The sequence below is a fragment of the Schaalia sp. Marseille-Q2122 genome (assembly GCF_903645355.1).
Classification (GTDB): Bacteria; Actinomycetota; Actinomycetes; order Actinomycetales; family Actinomycetaceae; genus Pauljensenia.
The window spans coordinates 71,442-95,443 of sequence record NZ_CAHJXR010000009.1 but is presented as its reverse complement, the minus strand read 5'-3'; the positions used below and the strand labels follow the sequence as shown (position 1 = coordinate 95,443).

Here is a 24,002-nt window from a genome sequence, read left to right as displayed (position 1 = left end):
ATGAATGTGCCCACTTGCAGCGGTGAGTGGGGGCATGAGGTGACTACGATGCAAGCAACACTAAACTTGTTGTCAGGAAATATGTGGAGGAAATTATGAGTGACGTAACGCTGCCTGACGCAGCATCGGGCCCTGGTACCCAGGTATTTAAGTTGGTGGATGCTCGCGTGCAGCCTTCCTCTTCGGGTGGCTGTGGCTGCGGCGGTAAAGGTGGCTGCGGTGGGAAGAAGAAGACCGTTGACCCCGGTGAGCCTGCTGCCCACGGCGAACACCAGCACCGTCATCAACACCAACACGGACACGCTGGGGGCTGCGGCTGCGGTGGGCATGGGCGCCGCAGGCATCACGGAGCTAAGGCAGAATCTGGCGAGTCCGGGCACGTGGTAGTGCCCGGCGCCGATGCTGAGGAGTTGCGCGTCTACGAGCTTCCCCGCGTTGTCCGTAAGCAATTGCTGCTGCACGCAGTCGATGTCCTGCCGGTGGGGGAATCGCTGAATGTTGTGACCAATCACCAGCCGGATCCTTTGTTTGCTCACTTGCAGCAGTCCGAGTCGCATTACCGTGTCCAGACCCGCGAGTCTGGCCCGGAGAGGTGGAGCTACCTCGTCACTCGAGTGTCCTAGGGTGTGTGGCCTGAGGAGGTGCCTCTGAGACGTATCTTCTGAGGGCTGCTGGACTGAAGGGTGGGTGTTTCTGGCGTTGCCAGAAACACCCACCCTTATGCATGAAACCAGGATTGACCTGGGTTCTTTCCCTAAGTGGGAGGGTGCTTCGCTGAGGTTATGTGGTGCAACGCGGAGCCTATGAAGTGACGGCGCCGTGTCGGCGTTGTCAGGCGCGCTTGGGACGAGTCGCCACCATGTGTAGCCTCTAGCCACTGCGGCCTCCTCGACTCTCGCCCGCTCCGAGCTGTGCTCCCAGCGCGGAAACTACCCTCCGGATGCCGATCCGGGCCTTGGTGGCACACGAGGGCGCAAAGGGGGGCTGCGAAGGGAGGGGAGTGAGGCGCAGGAGGGGTGGCCTCCATCCGTGAGTGAGGCGCAGGTGTGCCAGCGCATCGCCGGTCGTGTTTCCAGCACTGGTCCCGGGGTGAGGTTAGTGTCAAGGTGGGCAGCTGGTGCCCAAAACAGCTCCATATCACCCTGTTCATGAGGGGGGGCTGGCACAAGCATGCCCGCGGTTGCAGCTCTGGAAAGGCGAGGTGTGGGCCGGCGCTGAGGTCGGCACAACTTGGGGCCGTGCAGTTCCACAGAACTGCACAGCCCCTAGTGTGTGGCGGCCCCTAGTGTGTGGCTCTCGCAGCGTCTGGCTGTCGCAATGCCTGGATATCACAATGCCACGGCATGACAGCATCTGAATCTCAGAGCAGTTAGACGCCAGTGCATCTAAGCGTCACTGCGCCTAAATGACACTGCAGCGGGACGCCACAACGCCAAGGCGCCACAACGCCAAGGCGTCACAACGCCTGAATTATGGCCTCCACAGAACCCTTCGCGTCCCCAAAGAGCATCGAGGTGTTCTCCTTGAAGAACAAGGGGTTCTGAACACCGGCATAACCGGTCGCCATCGAACGCTTAAAGACGATGACCTTCCCGGCCTCCCACACGGTCAGCACCGGCATGCCCGCGATCGGCGAGCCAGGCTCCTCAGCCGCAGGATTAACCGTGTCATTCGCGCCGATCACCAAGACCACGTCAACCTCAGGGAAGTCATCGTTGATCTCGTCCATTTCCAGCACAATGTCGTAGGGCACCTTCGCCTCAGCGAGCAGCACATTCATGTGACCAGGCAGGCGGCCAGCAACCGGGTGAATACCGAATTGCACCTCCACACCCTTCTCACGCAGCTTCTCCGTCAGGGTCGCCACCGGGTACTGCGCCTGAGCCACAGCCATGCCGTAGCCGGGAGTAATCACCACGCGGCGAGCGTCCGACAGCAGCGCGGCCACAGCGGCGGCGTCGACCTCGTCAATCGTCCCCTCTTCTTCGCCCTCGCCAGCAGCACTGGCCGAAGAATCCGAGCCGAATCCGCCCAGGATCACCGAAATGAAGGCGCGGTTCATGGCCTTACACATAATCCACGACAGGTACGCACCCGAGGAGCCCACGAGCGCACCAGTAATAATCAGCAGGTCGTTATTGAGCATGAAGCCCGCAGCGGCCGCAGCCCAGCCCGAATACGAGTTCAGCATGGACACAACCACGGGCATGTCGCCGCCACCAATCGCAGCCACCAGGTGCAGGCCCAGCAGCAGGGCAATCACCGTCATCGCCAGCAGGGCCGCCCAGGACAGCAGCGAACCCTCCTCAGTGAGCATGAAGACGACCATCAGCGCCAACGACACCAGGAGAGCCGCCAGATTCAGCCAGTTGCGCGCGGGCAACGTCAGGGGCTTGCCCGAGATCTTCGCCGACAGCTTCAGGTAGGCGACGATCGAACCGGTGAAGGTCACCGCGCCAATGAAGATGCCCAGGAAGATCTCACCCAGGTGGAAGGTGCCCAGCGCGTGCGCGGTCGCGTCGGGCGCGAGGTAGGAGTTGAAGCCCACCAGCACGGCGGCCAGACCCACGAAGGAGTGCAGCATGGCGATGAGCTCGGGCATGCCGGTCATCTCCACGCGCTTGGCCATAACGGTGCCGATCGCGCCACCAATGCCCATCGCCAAGGCGATCAGCAAGAAGGTGACCAGGACGCCCTGCCCAGGCTCCGACCCCAGCGCCAAGGCGATAGTGGCAACCAGGGCGATGAGCATACCCACCGCGCCGAAAGTATTGCCGCGCTTAGCGGTCTCGTGCTTGGACAGGCTCGCCAGGGCCAGGATGAACAGCAGGCCGGCCGCCAGGTAGGCCAGGGTGGTGGCGCGAGTGAGCAGGCCACCGTCGAAGAAAAGCATGTCTGTCATCGATCAGCCCTTCTGGAACATCGCGAGCATCCGGTGCGTGACCAGGAAGCCGCCGAAGATATTGATGGAGGAAACGACGATGGCGACAAAGCTCAGCGCCGACACGAAGAGGTTGCTCGAGCCGATCTGCAAGATCGCGCCCAGCAGGATAATGCCTGAGATCGCGTTCGTCACCGACATCAGCGGCGTGTGCAGCGAGTGCGTGACGCCCGTGATGACGTAGAAGCCGACGACCACGGCCAGCATCAGCACAATGTAGTTGCCAGCGGCCAGCGCGGGGGTCGACAGGACGAGGGCGGCGCCGACGAGGGCAGCAGCGAGCAGACCAAAGAAGGTGCGTCGTTTGGCGAGGGCGGCCTCCTCGGCTGCGCGGGCGGCAGCGGCGGCGTGCTCTTCGGGGCTGGGTTTGGCGGGAGTCGCTGCGGGTGCGGCTGAGACCTTGACGGGCGGTGGTGGCCAGAGGATTTCACCCGCCTGGGTGACGGTGATGCCTCGGACGATTTCGTCCTCGAGATCAACGACGAGCTCCCCATCCTTGCCGGGGGTCATGAGTTTGAGCAGGTTGACGACGTTTTGGCCGTAGAGCTGGGAGGATTGGCCGGGCAGGCGGCCCGCCAGGTCAGAGTGGCCAATGATTGTCACGCCGCCGGGGGTGACGATGGTTTCACCCGCGACGGTCAGGGCCGTGTTGCCTCCGTTGGCGGCCGCCATGTCGACGATGACGGAGCCGGGGCGCATGGCGTTGACGGCGTCCTCGTCTAGGAGGATCGGGGCCGTGCGGCCGGGGATATTAGCGGTGGTGATGACGATGTCGGACTCTGCGGCAACCTTCGCGTAGAGGGCACGGGCGGCCACTTCCTGGTCGGCGCTCATTTCCTTGGCGTAGCCGTCGGAGGAAACCTCTTGCTGGGTGGGGATGGCGACGAAGCGCGCGCCCATGGATTCGACCTGCTCGGCGACCTCGGGGCGGACGTCGGTGGCGGCGACCTCGGCGCCCATGGAGTTGGCGGTGCCAATCGCTGCCAGGCCCGCCACACCCGCGCCAATGACGTAGACCTTGGCGGGGGGCATCTTGCCAGCAGCGGTGACCTGACCGGTGAAGAGGCGGCCAAAGGCGGCGGCGGCTTCAACGACGGCGCGGTAGCCGGCAACATTGGCTTGGGAGGAGAGGACGTCCATGGCCTGAGCTCGGGAAATGCGCGGCACGGTGTCCATCGCCATGGCGGTCACGCCTGCGGCGCGTAGTTTTTCGAGGAGCTCGGGGTTGCGAGCGGGTGCCAGGCGGGTGATGAGCGTGGCGCCTGAACGCATGAGGGCCAGGTGCTCGTCTGTGGGGGCATCAAGGGCGATGACGAGGTCGGCACCCCAGGCGCCAGCTTCGTCGGTGAGTTCAGCGCCAGCGTCTGCGTAGGCCTGATCGGTCAGGTGAGCGTAGGCTCCAGCACCGGATTGCACGCGAACGTCATAGCCCAGGGAGATGAGTTTTTTGACCGTGTCAGGGGTGGCTCCAACCAGTGGTTGGTTGACCCCTTCCTTTGGCACTCCAATTAGCACGAGGACTCCTTTGTCGTGGAGGCAGGGCACCCAGGGGGCGCTTTCGATGTCACTACCTCTATCAAGTTTAGTTTGAGCCGACAAGGAAAGCCGAAATATGGGCGGGAGGCGGCGATTGGTGGGGGTTTCTGGCGTGGCGTGCTGACGGGGTGGGGCTGGGGTTTCGGCGTGGTGAGGGGCATGTTGGGGCGCTGCGTGTGTCGGGGGTGTGGGCAGGAGAGGGGCGGGCGAGTGTCTTCGGTGGCTTTTGCGCCCGGGTGTGCGTCAAGGGTGAATGGGGGCTGTGGGCGGCTGATTCCGGCTTGGGGTCACATGTGGGCGCGGGGTGGGTGCGACGCGTGGAAGAAAGTGCATAGATCTCGCGCATGTGAAGGCAACGTACCGTTGAGCTATGAACTTCTTTGACGTTGACAATGAGGCCCCCCAGGAGAATGTCGACACTGTCGAAGCAGACATTCTGATTGCCGCGACAGTTGAACAGGTCTGGGAGCTGGTCAGTGAGCCCGGTTGGTGGATTAACGACGGGGACCTGGGTGACCACGAGGTGACCCTCACGGAGGAGGGCTACTACGAGGTCAATGACCCTGAAGCTGGCACCTGGCTGGTGGAAAAGGTCGATGAGGACCCCATGGATGTGGTGTCTTACCGCTGGTATCCCCTGGCGGGGGATGAGCTGCCTGAGGAAGCGACCCGCGTTGAGTTCTCCCTGTCTGAGGAAGACGGCATGGTTGCCCTCCATGTGGAAGAGATTGGTCTGTCGCAGGTTTCTGACGACGAGGCTGTCGCCCGCCAGGCATGGGAGGATGCGGCTGGTACCTGGGAGGATGCTTTCGCCCAGGCGAAGGCTTACCTCGAAGGCTGATTGCCTGTGAGTGCGTTGTGATGCCGTATGTGCGCGCCCTGTGAGGCGTGCCCTGTGATGTGCTTCCCTGGGGTGGAACCGTGAGGTTCCGCCCCAGGGTTTTTGCTGCTCTGATCGCAAGGAGGGGTAGGAGGCAACGGGGGGCTATACGACAAAAGGGGGTGCGGATTTTTTTGGGGATTTTCGTTGGTTTGGTGCAGGAATGTGTGTTGAAGTTGTTGCGCTCCTACTTGGAGGATGGACAAAAAGTGTGGCGTTATCTGCCGTTTGTTCGCATGATCCTGCGGGAAAGTCCGTGTTGGAGTTCCTGTGGTTTTTGAGGGAATGTTGAGGGCAATGAGGGGCAGGAGGAGCGTGGGCGTATCGTGAACACCCTGACATGTCGTCAGTTTTAAGGGACTCTGTACCTTCGGGCATGTGCTCAGGTGTGCCTGCTCTCGCACGGACCATGTGTGCATAGAGAAAAACCCTGCATGTATGCTTAAGGGCGTGCCACGGGAACCTGGGACCCCAGGTTGAGAGGAAGGCGGGCTCGCCTTCGACCGTAGAACCTGAACCGGATAATGCCGGCGTAGGAAGGCTCTTCTCCTCGTGCGCACCATTGTTGCGATTGACGAGAGGAAATCAACGATGGTCGAATCTAAGACCAACCTGTCATGGCGAGTCATTGACATCGTGACCGCTGCTGTTTTGTCCGTTGCTACCGGCCTGATCTTCCTGTTCTGGAACCAAGTAGGCTTCGCAGGCGTCGAATACCTCAATGCCATCATCCCCGGCGTTGGCGGCCTACTCTACGGCATCTGGTACCTGGGCGGCGTCCTGGGTGGCCTGGTGATTCGCAAGCCCGGCGCGGCGCTCTTCGTTGAAACCCTGGCGGCCGTGGTCTCCATGGCCCTGGGTTCCCAGTGGGGTGTGGAAACCGTGTACGCCGGCCTGGCACAGGGCCTGGGCGCTGAACTCATCTTTGTGATCTTCGCCTACCGCCGCTACACCCTCCTCGTCGCTATCCTGTCGGGCATCCTTGCTGCCGCAGGCGGCGCAATCTTGGAGTTCTTCCTCTACAACTACGCTAAGGAATTCGTCGTGCAGGTCACGGTTATTGCCACTAGCCTCGTTTCCGGTGCAATTCTCAGCGGCGTACTGGGATGGATCCTGGTACGCAGCCTTGCCCAGACCGGTGCCCTCGACCGCTTCGCAGCGGGTCGTGAGGTCCGCGAACGCGTCTGACACGACGCTTGCCTGCATAGGATTTTTCACCCTTCACCCGTGCGGGCAAGCCCCAGCGTCCTGGCGCCTACATGGCGCCAGGACGCGCCCTCTCCCAGGTGTGAGCTCACGCCCTTAATGGGCCTCAGGGCATGAAAATCCCCGTGAACTCACATGCGGAAACCCCACCCGAGGAAAGACACTGCCCATGGCCGCCCAGCCTCGCTCCCACGGCGCCTCTGAGGCCAAACATTCACGCGAAGAGAAGCTCACCGGCGCGGTAACCGCACAAGCACACGGACATGCGCTGAGCGCTGCTGTGCGCGGCGAAGGCGCAGACATCCTCACCTCCGCCGTGACCACCACAACCAGCACCGGCGCCCGCGCGGAAGATAAGGGCCTCAACATGCAAGAGCCCCCCCTTGGAGCGCGAGTGGAAGCACGAAATTGGGGGTGGCGACATGCGGGCCGACGCCAATGGGCGCTGCGCAATATCGACCTCACCATTACCCCCGGCGAGCGCGTCCTCCTTCTGGGGGCGTCGGGGGCTGGTAAGTCCACCCTGCTGGCGGGGATGGCGGGGGTCCTTGGCGGCTCTGATGAGGGTGAAGATGAAGGCACCCTCACCGTTGATGGTCGTGTCCCGGAACAGCAGCGTGGCCGCGTGGGCCTGGTCATGCAGGATCCTGAGGCGCAGGTGGTCCTTGCCCGAGTGGGCGATGACGTGGCCTTCGGCTGTGAAAATCTTGGCGTGGAGCGTGAAGAAATCTGGCGTCGCGTCACCTCTTCCCTTGAGGCTGTGGGGGCTGACGTCCCCCTCAACCACTCAACCTCTGCTCTCTCCGGCGGTCAGAAGCAACGCCTCGCCCTCGCTTCGATCCTCGCAATGAAACCCGGACTTGTCCTGCTGGACGAGCCCACCGCGAACCTCGATCCGGCGGGCGTGCGAGAGGTCCGCGAGGCCGCCCAGCGCGTGGTGGACGCCAGTGGCGCGACGGTGGTGGTTATTGAGCACCGTGTTGACGTGTGGGCCGACTTTGTTGATCGCGTGATCGTGATCCTTGAGGGGAGTATCGCTGCTGATGGCTCCCTTGACGAGGTTATCGCTGAACACGGTGAGCGCCTGCGTGCGGCGGGCATTTGGTTGCCTGGTGATGAGGAGATCGCCGCCGACGAGGCCCTTCTCGCTCCCTCCTCTGAGTCTCCTGAGTGGGCAGCGTCCCCTGACGTGGGCAGTGAGCCCCTGCTGAAGGTCCGTGACCTTGCCGTCGGTTATGAGGATGGCAAGCCCATCAGAACGGGCATTGACCTGGATATTCTTCCCCGCAAGTCGACGTGCATTATCGGTGGCAATGGCTTGGGAAAGAGCACGCTGGCATTGACCCTGGCGGGTCTGCTGCCTCAGTTGGAGGGGAGCATTGACGCTGCCTCCGAGCTGTGCCCTGAAGGTAAAAACACTGACCCGCACGAGTGGTCCTCCCGTGAACTCCTTGGTCGGATCTCCATGGTCTTCCAAGAGCCCGAATACCAGTTCCTTGAGCGCACAGTTCGCGCCGAACTGGAGATCGGCCCCCGCCTGGAGGGCCTCAGCGGCGCTGAGCTAGATGCCCTGGTTGACGAACACCTTGAAATCCTCGGCCTGCAAGCTGTTGCGCAGGCTAATCCCATGACGCTTTCAGGTGGTGAGAAGCGTCGCCTGTCGGTGGCGACTGCGCTGATTAGCGCCCCCAAGTTGCTCATCCTCGACGAGCCGACCTTCGGCCAGGACCGCTCGTCGTGGATTGAGCTTGTACGGCTGCTGCGTCACGCGGTGCAGCGCGGCACCACGCTGGTGTCCATTACCCACGATCTTGCATTCGTGCAGGCCATGGGCGATTGTGTCATCGATCTTGCCGCCGTCGGCGAGGTTGGCCGCGGCAAGCTTGAGCATTCGCGCCCGGGGAAGCTGAGTCTGCCTGACGAGGCCGACGCCCTCGCCTTGCCTGCGGAAGAGGCGGCGGCAAGGGCGGCCGAGCCCACGGAAAGGCCAGATCCCCGCGAGGCGCGGAAAGGGCCAGATCCCCGCGAGGCCCGGAAGGCGGCGGCGCCCTCGTCAAAGGGGGAAGGGCGCGTGGCGCCCCCGGGCCGCCGCGCTCCCCTGGATCGCGTGAACCCGGTGGTGCAGGCGCTGGGCGTGGCGGTGATGACCACGCCGCTGCTGGTGACCATTGATGTCGTTTCGGCGGGGGTTGCCGTGCTCCTGGAGCTGGCTCTGTTGCCTTTGGCGGGGTTGAGCCTGCGGACTTTCATGGTGCGCATGAGTCCGATCTTCATTGCCGCGCCTTTGGCGGCGCTGTCGATGCTGCTTTACGGGAAGGCGGGCGGCGAGATCTACTGGGCGTTTGGTCCAGCCGTGGTGTCGGAGCGTTCCGTCATGCTGGCAGCCAGTATTTTCCTGCGTGTCTTTGCTCTGGCGATGCCGGCGATTGTGATCTTCCCGCGCATTGATCCCACTGATATGGCTGATGGCCTGACGCAGTTGTTGAAGCTTCCCGCCCGCCCGGTGATTGCGTCATTGGCGGCGGCGCGGATGGCGGGTTTGATGACGGAGGACTGGCGTGGCTTGCAGCGGGCTCGTCGCGTGCGCGGCTCGGGGGATGGGAATCGTTTCCAGGCCTTTTTCCGGGGGGCGTTCTCGCTGTTGGTTTTTGCTTTGCGGCGTTCGGCGAAGCTGTCGTTGACGATGGAGGCGCGAGGTTTTGGCTCGAGGATGCAGCGTTCCTATGCGCGACTGTCGGTAGTGGGCCGGGCTGATGCGGTGATGATGGCGTTGTGTGTCATTGTGCCGGTGGTTGCCCTGGGTGCTGCAATGTGGGCGGGTACGTTCTTGTTCTTTGAACGCTGAGGGGCGCGTCTGCGTGGCAGCGTGATTATCAGCCGGGGCTTTCGCCTACAGTAGAGGTGGAGGCCCAGGTGGCGGCCGGTTGAAGGAGGCTGTGATGCTGGAATTGCGTGGCGCGCCGCCGGGTGAGCTGCCTGCAGGTCTTTTGTCGCGTGTGCGTGAGATGTATGAGGTCGGCGCTGGCGGTGTTTCTGCGGGCGCGGTGGCGTCGGCCGCTGGGTGCTTCGCTTCTGCCGGGGCCAATGCCGATGTCGATGCCGCTGCTTGCGCTGGTCCGGCCAGGCGGGGCGTGTGGCGGGCGCCGGTTGTCATTATTGACGGCAGGTCGGGTTCTGGGAAATCAACGTTGGCGGCGACTTTGGCCCGCCATCTGCGGATGGCGGGGGTCCGCAACTTGCAGGAAACCGGCCCTGACCAGTGGTATCCGGGGTGGTATGGATTGGCGCAGGGCACGCAGATGCTGGTTGAGCTGTTGAGTGGGACGCTTGCACTGAGGCCAGCAAGTATAAGCGGTGTCCCCCGAGATAACGGGACGCGTGGCTACCGTGTGTGGGATTGGGAGCATTCCCGGCCTGGACAGTACGTGCGACTTGATCGAGATCGGCCTTTACTGATTGAGGGCTCGGGCTCACTGTGCCCAGCTACTGCAATAGCTGCGGATCTGAGGATTTGGGTGGAGTGTGGGCCTGAGCTGCGGCGCCGTCGCGCGATTGAGCGCGACGGCGCGACCTACGAGCCGTGGTGGGATGTGTGGGCCGCTCAGGAGGATGAGCATATTCGCGTCAATCAGCCTCAGCGTCTGGCTGATGTCGTTGTGTACAGCATGTAGGGACAGGTGTTGACCGAGCGGGAGGCTCTTGAAAGGTGGCGCGTGGTGTCGGCTGCGCTCCGAGCTGTGCGCCCAAGGGTGTATCGAGTACTGATGGTGCCTGGAGCTGGGTGGGCGCACAGGTGGGTGCACAGGTGGGCGCTAGAGTGAGCCTGTGACTGACAGCCAACACACTCCCGATAGCGCCCATGCTGTGGACTCCAGCGACAATGAAACCCGTGGGCGGACGCTTGATCCTCGGCATGTTGCCAGCCTTGGGCGGACTTTGGGCCCTGCGCATGCGACGAAGGCTATGCAGGCAATGAACCTTGCAGACTCTGCGAACCCTGCGCTCAGTATGAAACCTACGCAGGCGGTGGGTGAGGGCCGATCGGTGGCGCGTGAGAATCCTTTCCACACACCCGCACCTTTCTACGGACGCGTGCGACCGGAGTACCCTCAGGAGGCGGTGGATGCTGTGTGCGGCTCTCATGTGGGGGGAAGGATTGCTGACATTGGGGCTGGGACGGGCAAACTCACCCGACTGCTGCTGGAGCGCGGCGCGCAGGTGGTGGCAGTGGAGCCGTCGGCAGCGATGCGCGAGCAGCTTGATGCGATCCTTGGCGGCGCTGAGGCCTTGCAGATTGTCGCGGCAAACGCTGAAGACACACGCCTACCCGCTCACAGTGTTGATGTTGCTGCTTACGCTCAGTCCTGGCATTGGATGGATCCAGAGGCTGCGGGGCGGGAAGCCGATCGCATCGTCCGCCCAGGTGGCCACATGGCTATTGTGTGGAATCAGATGAACGTGGAATTGCCTTGGGTGCATCGACTCACGCGCATTATGCGTTCGGGTGATGTGCATCGTCCGGATAAGCCGCCCCGACTGCCCGAGCCTTGGGGGGAGCCGGAGCTGACGATGCTCGCCTGGGAGGATCAGGTCACTCCTGAAGGGCTCCTTGAGTTGGGGACGACCCGCTCGTCCTATCTCAGACAGAATGAGGCTGGCCGGGCACGCATGCAAGACAACTTGCGCTGGTATCTCTATGAGCATCTGGAGTTTGTGCCTGGGCAGGAGATTGCCTTGCCTTATACGACTCAGGTGTGGGTGGCGCATAGGTGCTCCGAGCTGTGAGTCCAGACCAGATGTGGCCTTTGAGAGGGCGGATTATGCGCTGAGCGCACACCTGGGAGCCCGGAGCGGGAGCATGCAACGGATCCCAACACCGGCGATCCCCGCGTCGGCGATCCCAGCGCCTGGGGTTCCACGCCGGGGAGGGGCGCATTTGGGGTGTACATATTGGGCCGTACGCATGATGCTCTGGTCTTCGCCTTAACCGCAGCAATGCGCCTCAGGTGGAGTCCACATCAAGGCAAGGGCGATACCGCACAAAGGAGGGTGCCTGCCAGTATTTCTCCGGCAGGCACCCTCCTGAGTATGGAACAGGTGGTCACCGCAGATAAGCCAGCTGATTCGCTCGCCTTTCACTATTGAGGAACCGCGCGGTGCAATCACATCAGACCCGGTGGCCCCAGTGCGCCTCAGCACGGCGGCAGGGACAAGGACGCCAGCACGAAACCTCAGCTCAGGGCATCAACGCAGGACCGCTGCGGAGAACTTGGCGACGTCAGCAGCCGCAGTTACTTTCTGGCGGCAGCTTCCTTTGCCTGCTCTTCGATGGTGCGGATGACGAAATCAGCCGGGTAAGCACCTGAGATCGTCGCATCGTTGATCATCATGAAAGGCGTGCCTTGGATACCCAGTGAGAAGGCGTGCTCGGTCTCAGCCTTCACCTTCGCCTTGGTGTCTTCAGAGGTCATGTCTGCGCGGAACTTCTCCAGGTCGGGCACGCCTGCAGTCTTTGCCAGCTCGACAACGACATCCTCGGTGTACTCGGGGTGACCGCCCCCGGCAGCTGCCCACACAGCGTGACGGTATTCGGCGTGCTTCCCCTGGGCGGCGGCGGCCCAGCCGCCAGCAGCGGCAATGTCAGAGCCGTGCTGAGAGAAGATCACAAGATCGCGGTACTCGATGCGTAGAGTGCCATCGTCGATGAACTTTTGCAGCTCAGGTTCAACTTGGGTGGCAAAGCGGGTGCACATGGGGCAGGAGTAGTCCGAGAACTCCACCATGACAACGGGCGCTTCGTGCGAGCCTACGGCGCGGCCGTCATTTGCATCACGGCGAGGCTCTGCACGCAGAATCTTCAGGGCTTCAGGGTTGGGATTGGACGGGGCAAACTCGGGTAACTCTGGGGCTGCCTGGGTTTCCTGAGCAGCCGGAGGTGTCGATTGTGCTGCGCTATCAGCACCTTCTGGGGCGCCAGCGCTACGCAGGTAGAAGACGACAAGCAGCACGACCAGTGCCAAGGTGAGCAGAATCGTGGCTGCCTTCCACAGGGAGGCGTTGTTGGCGGTTGCGGCCTGTGCGGAGCGCTCTGCCTGGGTGGGAGGGAAGGCGGGCGCCTGGCCGGGGGTGGAGGCCGAGGCGTCGGGTGCGGAAGTGCGGCCCTCTTCGGGCGCGGACGATGGGGTTGTCATGACCTGAATGCTACACGCGGCTGAGTGAAGCCTGCCGTTTCAAATGGCGTTTTTTCGCGGATTGAGAGCCGCGTAACTCTCTGGCTGTCGGGTGCGTTCCCGGGTGTGAGTCCACGGCACTATTGACTTGTCTGCCGTCATTTAAGCCTTGAGCGCACATCTGGGAGCGCAGCAGTGTCTTCCAGAAGGTGACGTATCTGCTTCCCGGAATTCTTAGGACGATCCGCTAAGGGAGGCCCATTGGCGCTAGTGTGGACATTAGAACTTGTACCTGTTGAAGGGAAACGCGTGTTTTATACGGCTGCTCAAGATGCATCGTGGCTGACCACTGTCATTGGCTGGCTGCATGACCCGGAGTCCTTGCTTATCGCTATGGGCCCGTGGGTGTTGTGGGGCACCTTGCTCATTGTCCTCATTGAGTCCGGAATTCTTTTCCCGGTCCTGCCGGGCGATTCCCTACTGTTCACGGCGGGTCTTTTGCATTCGCAGCTGGGGTTGAACCTGTGGACCCTCATTATCTGGACCTTTGTGGCTGCCTTCGTTGGTGCTCAGGTGGGTTACTGGCTGGGCGCACGCTATGGCCGACGGCTCTTTAAGGATGATGCGCGCTTCTTGAAGACTGAGCACCTGGATAAGGCTGAGCATTACTTCACGAACTATGGTGGGCGTTCCCTGGTAATCGGTCGTTTCATTCCCTTCGTGCGTACTTTCGTGCCCTTGGCTGCGGGTATTGCCCGCTACCCCTACCCGAAGTTCCTCCTCTTTAACTCCCTGGGTGCTTTCCTGTGGGGTGTGGGTGTGACCTACGCCGGTGCTGCCCTGGGGGGTGTGCCTTTCGTGCACGATAACCTGTCGGTCATTCTTATCCTTATTGTGTTTGTCTCCCTCCTGCCGATGTTTGTCGAGGTTATCGCCCACCGCGTTCGTGCTCGCCGTGCAGCCCAGCAGGTTGTGGAGGATGCGCCCGTGCAGGCTCAAGTCCAGCGCAGCGAGGCTGTTTCTTCGGAGGAAACTCTCTAGAGAGGACTTCGTGTACGCAGATGGAAAAGCCCAGGAGCGTTGTGGGGTGGTACTGGCCGTGGGGCCACTCAGAGCGCACCGTAGTGATTGAGGAGTACTCATGCTGAGCGAATGGATTCCCCTCTTCCCGCTTCTTGTCCTCATGATGGTGGCGGCTATTCTTCCGGGCTATTTTTGGCTGCGTGCTTCGATCCGTTCTTCGCTTGTGGCGGCCGCTGCCGCTCCGGCGTTCACCTTTGGCGTGTTGACTGTGGCGAGCGTTGTTTTTGCTCGCCTGTCTGTGCCGTGGGCGTGGTGGAGTGTGGGTGTGCTTTTGCTGGTGGTGACGGCTGGGGGCATGTTGTTTTGGCGGAGCCGCTGGTACAACAATCCTGAGAGTCAGGAGCTCTTGGGGAGCGCTCAAGCGGCGCGTCCCCCGTTTGCGGGGGATTCTCCTGCGGCTCACGCGTATCGGATTTTGACGCCGAGGGCCCGCCGTCAGTGGTGGCTGCTGGTGGCTGCCGGGTGGTTGCTTGCTGCCTTGCCGATGCTTCTTGTCGCGGATCCGCATAATCCTGCGCAGCAGTGGGATGCGGTGTTCCATGTGACGGGCGTGTGGCATATGACCCAGAGCATGGAAGCTTCGCCGCTTTCTGCTCTTGCTCCACTGTATGGGGGTCAGACGGGGATCTATTACCCGATTGCGTGGCATATTTTTGTCACTCTTTTTGCGGCGCCGACGACGGTGATTGAGGCTGCGAATGTGTCGAGCCTGTTCCTCATGGCTGTGTGGGTGATGGGTGCTGGTGCGTTGACGGCGGTGGTGAGCACTTCGCGTGTGGCGGTGATGGCTGCGCCTCTGGTTGCTGGCACGATGCTGTCGATGCCTGCGGATGCTCTGACCATGTATAACCAGTGGCCGCATGCGACGGGTGTGGCGTTGCTGCCGGGTGTGGTGGCGGTGGCGATTGTGTGGGGTCGCCGCCTGGTGCGTTCCACGGAGTTGGGTTTGACGAGGGCGTTGCCGCATCTTCCTTTGGGGATGTCTCTTGTGGTGTCCTCGGTGGGTTTGGCGCACTCTCATGCCAGTAGTGTTTTCGGGGCGGCGTGGACGTTGCTGATTCCGACGGTTGCTGGTGCTGTGTCGGTGGTGCGCCGCTCCGTGCTGTGCCGTGATTGGGCTGCGCTGGGGGCTGCTGCTGTGGTTGCGATTGCTGCCGTGTGTGGTCCGTTGTTGGTGCTGATGACGGAGCAGCTGCAGGGCATGGGCCGTTACCCGCGTCGGGGTTTGGGCTGGGATTTTGCTGTCTCGCGGGCGTTGACGCCTTTCCCGCCTTTTGCTCAGACCATGGGTTTGTACCTGACTTTGGCTATTTTCTTGATTCTGACTGTCTTGGGGGCGTTACGTCTGTATCAGCGGACGCGAATCTGGGTGCAGGTCCGTGAGGATCTCCTCTGCCCGGCTCCCATCGTCGCGGCGGGGCAGGACAGTGTTGAGGATGTCGCCGGTAGCCCGCCTGCCGAAGGCGAGGCTCCTGAGGTCCCCCACGGTGCTGAGGCTTCTCCGGCCGCCCAGCCTGCGGCGTCGGCCTCGTCGATCTTGGTCCGGCCTGCTTTGGAGGGGCCTGTCTCCCCTGAGGAGTGGCGGCGCGAACGCGAATGGGAGCGTGACTCCTTGGGGCCGCGTCCGAGCCTGTGGCTGATTGGTGCTTTTGCTGTGTGGGCGGCGGCGACCTTCCTTGCCTATTCGCCGGAGGATGTGTTGCGCGTCTTCCTTCTGTCCCCGTGGTACATGGATCCGCGCCGCATTATGGCTGTTCAGAACATGGTGATGGTGCCGCTGGTGTCCATTGGTTTTGCGGGCATGGTGATGTGGGTGCGCCAGCATCGTCCGCAGGCGACTCGCGCGGAGGTGGAGTCTTCTTCTCAGTGGCGCATTGGTGTCTTGCTGGGGGCTTGGCTGCTGGCGTTGAGCTTGGGTGGCGCGTTGGATGCGCGTTTTGAGGCGACCAGCTACGTCTATGATCCTGTGAATCTGGGGAAGCCGGGCATGGTCACTCAGGGGGAGCTCGATATGATTCGTCGGATCCCGACGACTTTGCCTGAGGATGCGGTCGTGTTGGGGGATCCGATTGCGGGTGCGGCCTATGTGGAGACCATTGGGCAGCGCTTGGTTTTCTTCCCGCAGTTGACGACCTCGGAGGCTCCGGAGCCTTCCCGTGACCTGTTCCGAAAGCATTTCAACGAGATTCATACGAATCCGCAGGTGTGCGAGGCGGTGCGCCGCGAGGGGATCACCCACTTTTATGCGGACGCCGACGGGAAGTACTACAACTTTGATCGCTCTGAGCGGCATCCGGGCTTGTATAACGTCGATACCTCTGTGGGGTTCACCGTGGTGGACTCGGGTGATGATGCGGTGTTGTACGAGATTACGGCCTGCCGGTAGAGGGTGGTGCTGGCGCCGTCTGGTTGGCCTGAGGTCTGGGCGCTGCCGTGCTACGTCGACCTCGCTCTGCGTCGGCCTTGCACAGCCCCCGTGTCACGATGAGAACCAGGGATGCGCAACACCTGGCTCGTCGGTGACACTAAGAGCGTGAGTACGAACTTCCCTGGCCCGGCCCCCGCTCGCGACCACCTGCGCATTGCTTTCCTCGGTCCCTTCGGCACCTTCACTGAGCAGGCGGTGTGGCAGGTTGCGCCTTCGGGCGCTGAGCTGCTGCCGAAAACCTCGGCCCCTCAGGCCCTCGCCGCCGTGCGATCTGGCGAGGCCGACCGCGCGGTGGTGCCGATCGAGAACTCCATCGAGGGCGGTGTGAACGCTACTTTGGATGCGCTGTCCAATGGAGAGCCGCTGGTCATCGTCTCAGAGATGGTGGTCACCGTGACCTTCCAGTTGGCGGTGAGGCCTGGCACTCGGCCTGAGGATGTGGCGCGCGTGGGCACCCACCCGCACGCTTGGGCGCAGTGCAGGAATTGGGCGGAGGCTACGTTCCCCGGTGCGGTGCATGTGCCTGCGACCTCGACGGCTGCTGCGGCTGAGCTTTTGGCTGCGGGTGAGGCTCACTTTGATGCGGCCTTGTGTAATGCGACCTCTGTGGCGCGCTATGGGCTGGAGACCCTGTTTGCGGATGTGGCTGATAATCCGGGGGCTGTGACGCGTTTTGTCATGGTGGCCCGCCCGGGGAATTTGCCGCCTGCGACGGGTGCGGATAAGACGACTATTCAGGTGGCGTTGCCGGTGAACCAGTCGGGTGCGTTGCTGACGCTGCTGGAGCAGTTCAGCGTGCGTGGGGTGGACTTGTCGCGCATTGAGTCGCGCCCGTCGGGTGATGGCTTGGGGAACTACAACTTCTCGATCGATATCGTCGGGCACGTGTCTGAAGAGCGTGTGCAGGCCGCGTTGGTGGGTTTGCATCGCATTAGCCCTGAGGTGCGTTTCATGGGCTCCTATCCGCGTGTTGATGGCGTGCGGGCCGAGGTTCCCGCTGGCGCTCGGGATGAGGATTTCCGTGCGGCTCGGGAGTGGGTGGCGCAGATCCTGTCCTCGTGAGGGGCGTGTTTGGGTGCGCGCAGCTAAAGCCCGTTTGCGTCAGGGTGGCGACTTGCAGCTAGGGCCTATTGCAGCTGGTGCCTCGTGCGAGAGGGATCTATCGTTGTTAGGCCTCTTTGCGGCGGGCTGTGAGCGTTAGATTTCGGTGACGGAAATGTCGAGGGCTCCCACATCCATGCGGGTGCGGATGCTCCGAGCTGTGCCGATGGCGTCGCCGTCCACCTGCACGGGGCTGGCCTTGTCGACGGTCACGGCTGCGTCGCGCGCCTGAGTGAAGGCAATTTCGCCGGTGGAGGGCAGATTGAGGGAAGGCAGGCCAAGGCCCTGGTTAAAGATCTTCAGGCCAAGGTCAGCCCAGCCCACCAGGCCAGCGTGGGTGTCAACGGCGATGATGTCCATCATGCCGTCGTCGACGGTAGCTTTGGGTGCGAGGACCAGGTAGGGCAGTTCGCCGCAGTTGGCGAACATGATGGAGCGGACGTCAACTTCAACGTCGGTGGATTCACCGTCGGGACTGATGGTGGTTAGGTTGGCGTGGATCTTGTCGACGCTGAGGGCGCTCATGCCGGCGATGACGTAGGCGGCCCAGCCTATTTTCTTCTTGAGGTCAGAGTCGGTGGCGACCATGGTTTCACCGTCGAAGCCCATGCCGGAGATGACGACGTAGGCGTATTCATCCTCTGAGGGCAGGGGCGTGGGGGCGGTGGCCTGGGGTGGGCGTTCCACGCTGCGCGGGCGAGAGCGCCTTCGGCGGGCAGTTCGGAGGGTTCTTCGATGTCGCGAACGCTGAGCCAGCCCAGGTCAACAAGGCGGTGATCGGCACCGAGAGCGACCTTCACGGCGTTTTAGGTCATCAATGGGTAGGCCGAGGTTCCGGGCGAGCAGGTTACCTGTGCCTGCGGGAATGATCCCCATGCGCACTCCTGTGTGAGCCATACCGGCGGCGACGGCGCGGACGGTGCCGTCGCCGCCGGCGGCGATGACGACGGATGCGCCGGCAACGACGGCCTCAATGGCTTGACCGGTGCCGGGATCTTCAGGCGTGGTTTCGAGCCATTGCAGGTGCATGACACCGACGGCTGCGGCGGCTGATTCGACGTGGGCTTTGAAGGCGTGGACGTCTTCGTGTTTGGAGGGGTTCATGATGATCCACGGTCGCGGGCCGCGGAAATCGTCTCGGGGGACTTCTGGGGTGAGCAGGGCGTCATTGTGGGCTTCGGCGCGTTGGCGGCGCTGCTGGAAGTAGCGGGTGAGCAGGCCGATGACGATGATCATGGCAATGACGGTGACGATCGGGAGGGCGACAAGAATCCACGCTGCAATGGTCATGCCTTCAGCCTAGTCGCCTGGGTGTCTGTGCGCTGTGGGCGCCCGCGTGTGAGTTCAGGCCGGATAGGGGGTTGGGGAGGGTTTTTCTTGCCTGGGCTCACACCTGGGAGCAGGAGGTGAGGAGAGAGCGGGGGAGTTGGCAGAGCGGAGTAGACCTGCGGGTAAGAGAGACGGGATAAGGGGAGAGGAGGGGGAGGGTGGGGCGTGGGCGCCCGTGTGAGTTCAGGCCGGATAGGGGGTTGGGGAGGGGTTTTCTTGCCTGGGCTCACACCTTGGAGCAGGAGGTGAGGAGAGAGCGGGGATAAGCCACTGTCCGCGCCGGGGTCAAGGGGTGAAGAGAGGACGGGGATAAGCCACTGTCCGCGCCGGGGCCAAGGGGTGAGCTGAGCGCCCCGCCTGAACTACCATGGGAGTCATGATTGATGTGCGTGCCCTGCGTGAGAACCCTGAACCCGCCCGCGCCTCCCAGCGAGCCCGCGGCGCCGATGAAACCCTGGTCGATCAGATCATCGAAGCTGATGCCCAACGTCGAAGTGCCCTGCAGGAGTTCGAGCAACTGCGCGCCACACAAAAGGACGTCTCCAAGTCCGTGGGCAAGGCCTCCCCGGAGGAACGCCCCGCCGTCCTGGCCAAGGCCAAGGAGCTGGCCGAGCAGGTCAAGGCCGCTGAAGCTCGCTCTAATGAGGCTGGTGCCGAGGCTGACCGCCTGGCCCGTCTGCTGCCAAACCTCATACTTGATGGCGTGCCTACCGGCGGCGAGGAGGACTTCGTTGTCCTGCGCCACGAGGGCGGCGAGCCCCGTGATTTTGCTGCCGAGGGTTTTGAACCCAAGGATCACCTGGCTCTGGGTGAGGGCTTGGGCGCTATTGACGTCAAGCGGGGTGCGAAGGTTTCCGGCTCGCGCTTCTACTACCTGACTGGCGTGGGTGCCCGCCTGGAGCTGGCCTTCATGACCATGGCGATGGATCAGGCGGTCGCCGCTGGCTTCACACCCATGATGACCCCCACCTTGGTCACTCCCGCCGTCATGGGGGGCACGGGCTTCCTCAACGAGCACTCCGACGAGATCTACTACCTGCCTGCCGATGACCTCTACCTGACGGGCACTTCTGAAGTTGCTCTGGCTGGCTACCACGCTGATGAGATCCTTGACCTGTCGGGCGGCGCGAAGCGCTACCTGGGCTGGTCGACCTGCTACCGCCGTGAGGCTGGCTCGGCAGGGAAGGACACGCGAGGCATTATCCGCGTCCACCAGTTCAATAAGGTGGAGATGTTCTCCTTCTGCCGTCCTGAGGACGCTGAGGAAGAGCACGCGCGTTTCTTGGGCTGGGAAGAGGAGATGCTGCGCAAGGTTGAGCTGCCCTACCGCGTCATCGACACTGCTGCGGGCGACCTGGGCACCTCCGCTGCCCGCAAGTTTGACTGCGAGGCGTGGCTGCCCACCCAGGAGCGTTGGATGGAGGTCACCTCGACCTCGAATTGCACGACCTTCCAGGCCCGCCGCCTGGGCATCCGTGAGCGCCGCGAGGATGGCCAGATGTACCCCGTGGCCACCCTCAATGGCACCCTGGCCACTACGCGTTGGATCGTGGCTATTTTGGAGAACCACCAGCAGGCCGATGGGTCGGTGCGCGTGCCTGAGGCTCTGCGCCCCTACCTGGGTGGCCTGGAGGTTTTGACCCCGCTGGCCTAGCCCACTAGCTCCAGCCCACCGGCCTAGCCCGTCCTTGGGAGTGCCCGGCCCGTCCCGTCGGGTGTGCCCGCTGTGACCTGCGTGTGCCGATGTTGCAGCCTGTCGCTTGGGCGCGGTTCCTGTGGGTGGTACCTGGGGTGTGGACGCAGGATGACACTATTGACATGCTGTTTCCGTGTGCGACGCTGAAGATTCACAGTCGCACACGGAAACCGCACATTGTGAGAGGAATCGAGCGAGTATGAGCCTGTTGCTAACGCCCCTTAACTCTGGTGAGCGGCCGATTCCTTTTGATGAGCTTGTTGCCAAGGTGAAGGCTGAGTTGCCGGAGACGCTCCCGCGCGACCTCAACGAGATTCTTATTGCCTTGGATGTGGATGGCACGATCCTTTTGCCTGAGGGCGCTTCGGAACGCGTGCTGGAGGCCTTCCATGCGCTTAATGAGTCTGGCGCGACGGTGGTGATTGCGACTGGCCGTGGTACGGAGGGCGTGCGCCCGGTGTGGCGTCATCTTGAGGCTGATACTGGCTGGAGCGTGTGCTCGAATGGCGCGGTGGCCGCCCACTGGAGCCCGACTTTTGATGATGGTGTGGAGATTCTCCGCACGCATACCTTTAATCCTGCGCCTGTCATTGATCGCCTGTGCGAGGCGATGCCCGATATTTACTTGGGCGTTGAGGTGCATAAAGGTTTCCTCATTTCCCGAACCTTCCCCGGCCCGGTGTTTTTTGAGGACACCTGGGTGCGTGATCTGCAGGAATTGCGTCAGACGCTGACTCCTCGCTTGGTGGCGATGACTGAGGACATGGAGATCATGGAGTTCGAGGCCTCCATCCGGGAGATGGGGATTGGGGATATTGCCCAGTATGCGGTGGGGTGGACGACCTGGGTGGATATTGGCCCGAAGGGCTGCACGAAGGCGACGGGCTTGCAGGATTTGGCTGATGAGCTGGGTATTGCCTCTAACGCCACCATTGCGGTGGGCGATGGTATGAATGACATTGAGATGCTGACCTGGGCGGCTCATGGTGTGGCGATGGGGTCGGCGTTGCCGGAGGTGCGTCGCGCGGCGAATGCGGTGACGGGTTCGGTGGAGAACGAGGGCGCCGCCGCGGTGATGTGTGCGTTGATGGAGCGGGCGAGGGAGTAGTGCGTTGTGCCCGAGTGAGGGCGTGTGCGTGGTCGGGTGGGGGTTTGGGCTTTTCCCTCACGCTTTTGCCCATGTTTTGGGGCACAATTACTGTCAGAGCAGCCGGTTGTGGCCGCACCTTCACAAGAAAGATTGATGATGACTATCGAACAGCGTCGTTCACTTATTGAGTCCGGCCAGGCCGCCCTGGGTATCGAGTTTGGTTCCACCCGCATTAAGGCTGTCCTTATTGGTCCTGATCACGAGGTGCTCGCTTCGGGTGGGTTCGCGTGGGAGAACCAGTTGGTGGATGGCCGCTGGTCGTATGCGTTGGACCTTATTCACGAGGGGATGCGCGCCTGCTATGCCTCGCTGGTGGAGGATGTGCGCGCCCGCTATGACGTCACTCCCACGACTTACGCGGCCCTGGGTATTTCGGCGATGATGCACGGCTATCTGGCTTTTGATGCTGAGGGAACCCAGCTTGTGCCTTTCCGCACGTGGCGCAATACGTCGACGGCGCAGGCCTCGCAGGTGCTGAGCGAGCTCTTTGATTTCAATATTCCCCAGCGGTGGTCGGTGGCACACACTTACCAGGCGATCCTTGATAAAGAGGATCACGTCCCTGCCTTGGCGAAGGTCAATACTTTGGCGGGCTATGTGCATGAGCTGCTTTCGGGGGAGTTTGTGCTGGGTGTGGGTGATGCCTCGGGCATGTTCCCCATTGATTCTGACACCTGCGATTACGATCAGGTGCGCGTGGAGGCTTTCGACGCCCTTGTGGCGAGGGAGGGTATGGGCTGGGGTCTGCGCGATCTTTTCCCCCGCGTGCTCACTGCCGGGGCTGAGGCTGGTGCGCTGACTGCCGAGGGTGCTGCCCTGTTGGATCCGACGGGTGTTCTCCAGCCGGGTATTCCGATGTGCCCGCCTGAGGGCGATGCGGGTACGGGCATGGTGGCGACGAATGCGGTGGCTCCGCGCACGGGTAATGTGTCGGCGGGGACTTCGATCTTTGCGATGATCGTCCTGGAGCGCGCTCTGGAGCACGCCTACGTGGAGGTGGATCCGGTGACGACGCCGGATGGTTCGCAGGTGGCGATGGTGCATTCGAATAATGGCGCCTCGGAGTTGGATGCTTGGGTGGGTATGTTTGTGAGCTTTGCGAAGTTGGCGGGCATGGATATGGAGCCGGGCGAGGTTTATGAGCTGCTCTACCGTCATGCTTTGGAGGGCGAGGCTGATGGTGGTGGTCTGTTGGCCTACAACCTGCTCTCTGGTGAGCCTGTGGTTGGCTTGGAGGAGGCGCGTCCGCTGTTTGTCCGCACTGCGGAGTCGCGTTTTACCTTGGCGAATGCGATGCGCACGCAGTTGATGGCGGTGTTTGCGCCGGTGCGTGTGGGGATGGATATCCTCCTGGAGAAGGAGGGGGTGGCTGTTGATCGCCTTTTCGCTCATGGTGGCATTTTTAAGACTGCTGGTGTGGCGCAGAAGGTGTTGGCTGATTCTCTGGGTATTGCCATTGAGGTGGGGGAGACGGCTGGCGAGGGCGGTGCCTGGGGTATCGCTGTGTTGGCGCGTTACCGTGTGGCGGGGGCGGGCTTGAGCCTGCCGGAGTATTTGTCGCAGCGGGTGTTTGCTGGGGCGGATACTGTGGTGATTGCTCCTGATGCTGCGGATCAGGTGGCGTTTGAGCGTTATTTGGGCCGCTATGTGGAGGGTGTGGAGATTGTGCGGGCGGCTGCGGCGCACAGTTGATAGCGTGAGGGTGTCACGAAAACGACATTCAGTATAGACATAGTCATTAAATGGACTAAGTCCAGATTAATGGGGTAGGGTGGAGTCATGACGCTTGAAGAACGTCGCACGAGTATTAAAGAAGCAGGTCTGCGGGTCACCGCACCCCGCCTCGCCGTACTCGACGTTCTTCACGCTCACCCCCACGCCACAGCCGACATGGTTGTGACCGCCGTGGAGGAAAAACTCGGCTCCATCTCGAAGCAAGCCATCTACGACGCCCTCGCCGCATTCACGCAGGCAGGCCTCCTGCGTAGGCAGGTCGTCGAAGGTGGAGGCGCCCGCTACGAGATTGAACGAGGCGACAACCACCACCACCTGTGGTGCGAACGCTGCGGAAAATACGAAGACGTCGACTGCGCTCTTCAACAACCGCCCTGCCTCTACCCCGTAGACGACCACGGTTACACCATCCGGCTCGCCGACATCGTCTACCGGGGGGTATGCCCCGATTGCCAAAAGGCAATCGACCAGGAAAGCTAGCTTGCCAGCAGGAAGCGTGCCTGGACGGAGATCCGCACACCAGGTGTCGGTGCATCACACCGAGCCCTCGCACGCAACCACCAAGGAGGCGCGACCAACTCTCCCTCGCATAGCGTTGCATCACCCGCTTTCTGTGCGCACAGGAAGCAGAAGATGGCTCGTGCCGCCTCACTCGTCTGCCAGTGGGCGTGACCTACGGTCCACGCTACCGCTGCCCAGATCCCTCTCAATCGCCCTACCTGACTGCTGACATCTGATTCTTAAGGAC

The 24,002-nt window shown here is 62.3% G+C and carries 18 protein-coding genes and 1 riboswitch; of the genes, 13 read left to right on the top strand and 5 right to left on the bottom strand.

All coding sequences use genetic code 11. The features are described 5' to 3' along the window. The first annotated feature begins 95 nt into the window (after positions 1-95). Positions 96-623, top strand: a complete 528-nt coding sequence (locus HWX48_RS10715) for a DUF2249 domain-containing protein (RefSeq protein WP_175957395.1) — start codon at positions 96-98, stop codon at positions 621-623. Between the two features lie 833 nt (positions 624-1,456). Here the strand turns inward: HWX48_RS10715 and pntB are convergent. After that, complete coding sequence (gene pntB, locus HWX48_RS10710) at positions 1,457-2,902, bottom strand: Re/Si-specific NAD(P)(+) transhydrogenase subunit beta (protein WP_175957393.1); 1,446 nt, start codon at positions 2,900-2,902, stop codon at positions 1,457-1,459. A 3-nt stretch (positions 2,903-2,905) separates the two neighbouring features. After that, entirely contained in the window at positions 2,906-4,456 is a 1,551-nt protein-coding gene (locus HWX48_RS10705; RefSeq protein WP_175957383.1) for a Re/Si-specific NAD(P)(+) transhydrogenase subunit alpha, read from the bottom strand. 391 nt (positions 4,457-4,847) lie between these two features. Between HWX48_RS10705 and HWX48_RS10700 the strand changes: the two genes are divergently transcribed. The 5 genes from HWX48_RS10700 (at position 4,848) to HWX48_RS10680 (ending at position 11,348) form a co-directional block, all read left to right on the top strand. Beyond that, complete coding sequence (locus tag HWX48_RS10700; RefSeq protein WP_175957381.1) at positions 4,848-5,318, top strand: SRPBCC domain-containing protein; 471 nt, start codon at positions 4,848-4,850, stop codon at positions 5,316-5,318. Between the two features lie 484 nt (positions 5,319-5,802). Further along, positions 5,803-5,913, top strand: a riboswitch (TPP riboswitch). A 35-nt stretch (positions 5,914-5,948) separates the two neighbouring features. Beyond that, the gene (locus HWX48_RS10695; RefSeq protein WP_175957434.1) at positions 5,949-6,545 is read left to right on the top strand and encodes an ECF transporter S component; all 597 of its coding nucleotides are present in this window, start codon (positions 5,949-5,951) and stop codon (positions 6,543-6,545) included. 187 nt (positions 6,546-6,732) lie between these two features. Continuing rightward, complete coding sequence (locus tag HWX48_RS10690; protein WP_368483998.1) at positions 6,733-9,408, top strand: ATP-binding cassette domain-containing protein; 2,676 nt, start codon at positions 6,733-6,735, stop codon at positions 9,406-9,408. Between the two features lie 94 nt (positions 9,409-9,502). Further along, positions 9,503-10,234 carry a hypothetical protein gene (locus tag HWX48_RS10685; RefSeq protein WP_175957379.1) on the top strand — a complete coding sequence of 244 codons (732 nt, stop codon included), beginning with the start codon at positions 9,503-9,505 and terminating at the stop codon, positions 10,232-10,234. A gap of 154 nt (positions 10,235-10,388) precedes the next feature. Beyond that, positions 10,389-11,348, top strand: coding sequence for a class I SAM-dependent methyltransferase (locus HWX48_RS10680; RefSeq protein WP_368483997.1), 960 nt, complete (start codon positions 10,389-10,391; stop codon positions 11,346-11,348). A 506-nt stretch (positions 11,349-11,854) separates the two neighbouring features. On the opposite strand, the gene HWX48_RS10675 is transcribed toward HWX48_RS10680, so the two are convergent. Then, complete coding sequence (locus HWX48_RS10675) at positions 11,855-12,754, bottom strand: thioredoxin domain-containing protein (protein ID WP_175957377.1); 900 nt, start codon at positions 12,752-12,754, stop codon at positions 11,855-11,857. Positions 12,755-13,126: 372 nt separating this feature from the next. Between HWX48_RS10675 and HWX48_RS10670 the strand changes: the two genes are divergently transcribed. The 3 genes from HWX48_RS10670 to pheA all read left to right on the top strand — a co-directional run bounded on the left by HWX48_RS10670 (position 13,127) and on the right by pheA (position 17,306). Continuing rightward, positions 13,127-13,774: a DedA family protein gene (locus HWX48_RS10670; protein WP_175957428.1), complete on the top strand. Its 648-nt coding sequence runs from the start codon at positions 13,127-13,129 to the stop codon at positions 13,772-13,774. A 100-nt stretch (positions 13,775-13,874) separates the two neighbouring features. Then, positions 13,875-16,202: a DUF6541 family protein gene (locus HWX48_RS10665; RefSeq protein WP_175957375.1), complete on the top strand. Its 2,328-nt coding sequence runs from the start codon at positions 13,875-13,877 to the stop codon at positions 16,200-16,202. Between the two features lie 147 nt (positions 16,203-16,349). Further along, a complete protein-coding gene (gene pheA, locus HWX48_RS10660) occupies positions 16,350-17,306 on the top strand; it encodes a prephenate dehydratase (protein ID WP_175957426.1) in 957 nt (318 codons plus the stop codon). Between the two features lie 135 nt (positions 17,307-17,441). Here pheA and HWX48_RS11330 read toward each other — a convergent pair whose 3' ends face one another. Together HWX48_RS11330 and HWX48_RS11325 are read right to left on the bottom strand one after the other, a co-directional pair. Then, positions 17,442-18,032, bottom strand: coding sequence for a diacylglycerol kinase family protein (locus tag HWX48_RS11330; protein WP_254873081.1), 591 nt, complete (start codon positions 18,030-18,032; stop codon positions 17,442-17,444). A gap of 75 nt (positions 18,033-18,107) precedes the next feature. Continuing rightward, positions 18,108-18,635, bottom strand: coding sequence for a diacylglycerol kinase family protein (locus tag HWX48_RS11325; RefSeq protein ID WP_254873080.1), 528 nt, complete (start codon positions 18,633-18,635; stop codon positions 18,108-18,110). 415 nt (positions 18,636-19,050) lie between these two features. Here HWX48_RS11325 and serS point away from each other — a divergent pair, with 415 nt between their 5' ends. The 4 genes from serS (at position 19,051) to HWX48_RS10635 (ending at position 23,734) form a co-directional block, all read left to right on the top strand. After that, positions 19,051-20,328: a serine--tRNA ligase gene (gene serS, locus HWX48_RS10650; protein ID WP_175957373.1), complete on the top strand. Its 1,278-nt coding sequence runs from the start codon at positions 19,051-19,053 to the stop codon at positions 20,326-20,328. Between the two features lie 241 nt (positions 20,329-20,569). Continuing rightward, positions 20,570-21,478, top strand: a complete 909-nt coding sequence (locus tag HWX48_RS10645; RefSeq protein WP_175957371.1) for an HAD-IIB family hydrolase — start codon at positions 20,570-20,572, stop codon at positions 21,476-21,478. 138 nt (positions 21,479-21,616) lie between these two features. Then, on the top strand, positions 21,617-23,212 hold the full coding sequence (locus HWX48_RS10640; protein WP_175957424.1) for a xylulokinase: 1,596 nt from the start codon (positions 21,617-21,619) through the stop codon (positions 23,210-23,212). A gap of 87 nt (positions 23,213-23,299) precedes the next feature. Next, the gene (locus tag HWX48_RS10635; RefSeq protein ID WP_175957369.1) at positions 23,300-23,734 is read left to right on the top strand and encodes a Fur family transcriptional regulator; all 435 of its coding nucleotides are present in this window, start codon (positions 23,300-23,302) and stop codon (positions 23,732-23,734) included. The last annotated feature ends 268 nt before the right edge of the window (positions 23,735-24,002 follow it).

Excerpts from the sequence above, each read along its gene's own strand:
- HWX48_RS10715 (WP_175957395.1), top strand. The coding sequence starts at position 96 with ATGAGTGACGTAACGCTGCCTGACGCAGCATCGGGCCCTGGTACCCAG.
- HWX48_RS10700 (WP_175957381.1), top strand. The coding sequence starts at position 4,848 with ATGAACTTCTTTGACGTTGACAATGAGGCCCCCCAGGAGAATGTCGAC.
- HWX48_RS10685 (WP_175957379.1), top strand. The coding sequence starts at position 9,503 with ATGCTGGAATTGCGTGGCGCGCCGCCGGGTGAGCTGCCTGCAGGTCTT.
- HWX48_RS10690 (WP_368483998.1), top strand. The coding sequence starts at position 6,733 with ATGGCCGCCCAGCCTCGCTCCCACGGCGCCTCTGAGGCCAAACATTCA.
- HWX48_RS11325 (WP_254873080.1), bottom strand. The coding sequence starts at position 18,635 with ATGACCATTGCAGCGTGGATTCTTGTCGCCCTCCCGATCGTCACCGTC.
- HWX48_RS10640 (WP_175957424.1), top strand. The coding sequence starts at position 21,617 with ATGACTATCGAACAGCGTCGTTCACTTATTGAGTCCGGCCAGGCCGCC.
- HWX48_RS10695 (WP_175957434.1), top strand. The coding sequence starts at position 5,949 with ATGGTCGAATCTAAGACCAACCTGTCATGGCGAGTCATTGACATCGTG.
- pntB (WP_175957393.1), bottom strand. The coding sequence starts at position 2,902 with ATGACAGACATGCTTTTCTTCGACGGTGGCCTGCTCACTCGCGCCACC.
- serS (WP_175957373.1), top strand. The coding sequence starts at position 19,051 with ATGATTGATGTGCGTGCCCTGCGTGAGAACCCTGAACCCGCCCGCGCC.
- HWX48_RS10635 (WP_175957369.1), top strand. The coding sequence starts at position 23,300 with ATGACGCTTGAAGAACGTCGCACGAGTATTAAAGAAGCAGGTCTGCGG.
- HWX48_RS10665 (WP_175957375.1), top strand. The coding sequence starts at position 13,875 with ATGCTGAGCGAATGGATTCCCCTCTTCCCGCTTCTTGTCCTCATGATG.
- HWX48_RS10645 (WP_175957371.1), top strand. The coding sequence starts at position 20,570 with ATGAGCCTGTTGCTAACGCCCCTTAACTCTGGTGAGCGGCCGATTCCT.
- HWX48_RS10670 (WP_175957428.1), top strand. The coding sequence starts at position 13,127 with ATGGGCCCGTGGGTGTTGTGGGGCACCTTGCTCATTGTCCTCATTGAG.
- HWX48_RS10675 (WP_175957377.1), bottom strand. The coding sequence starts at position 12,754 with ATGACAACCCCATCGTCCGCGCCCGAAGAGGGCCGCACTTCCGCACCC.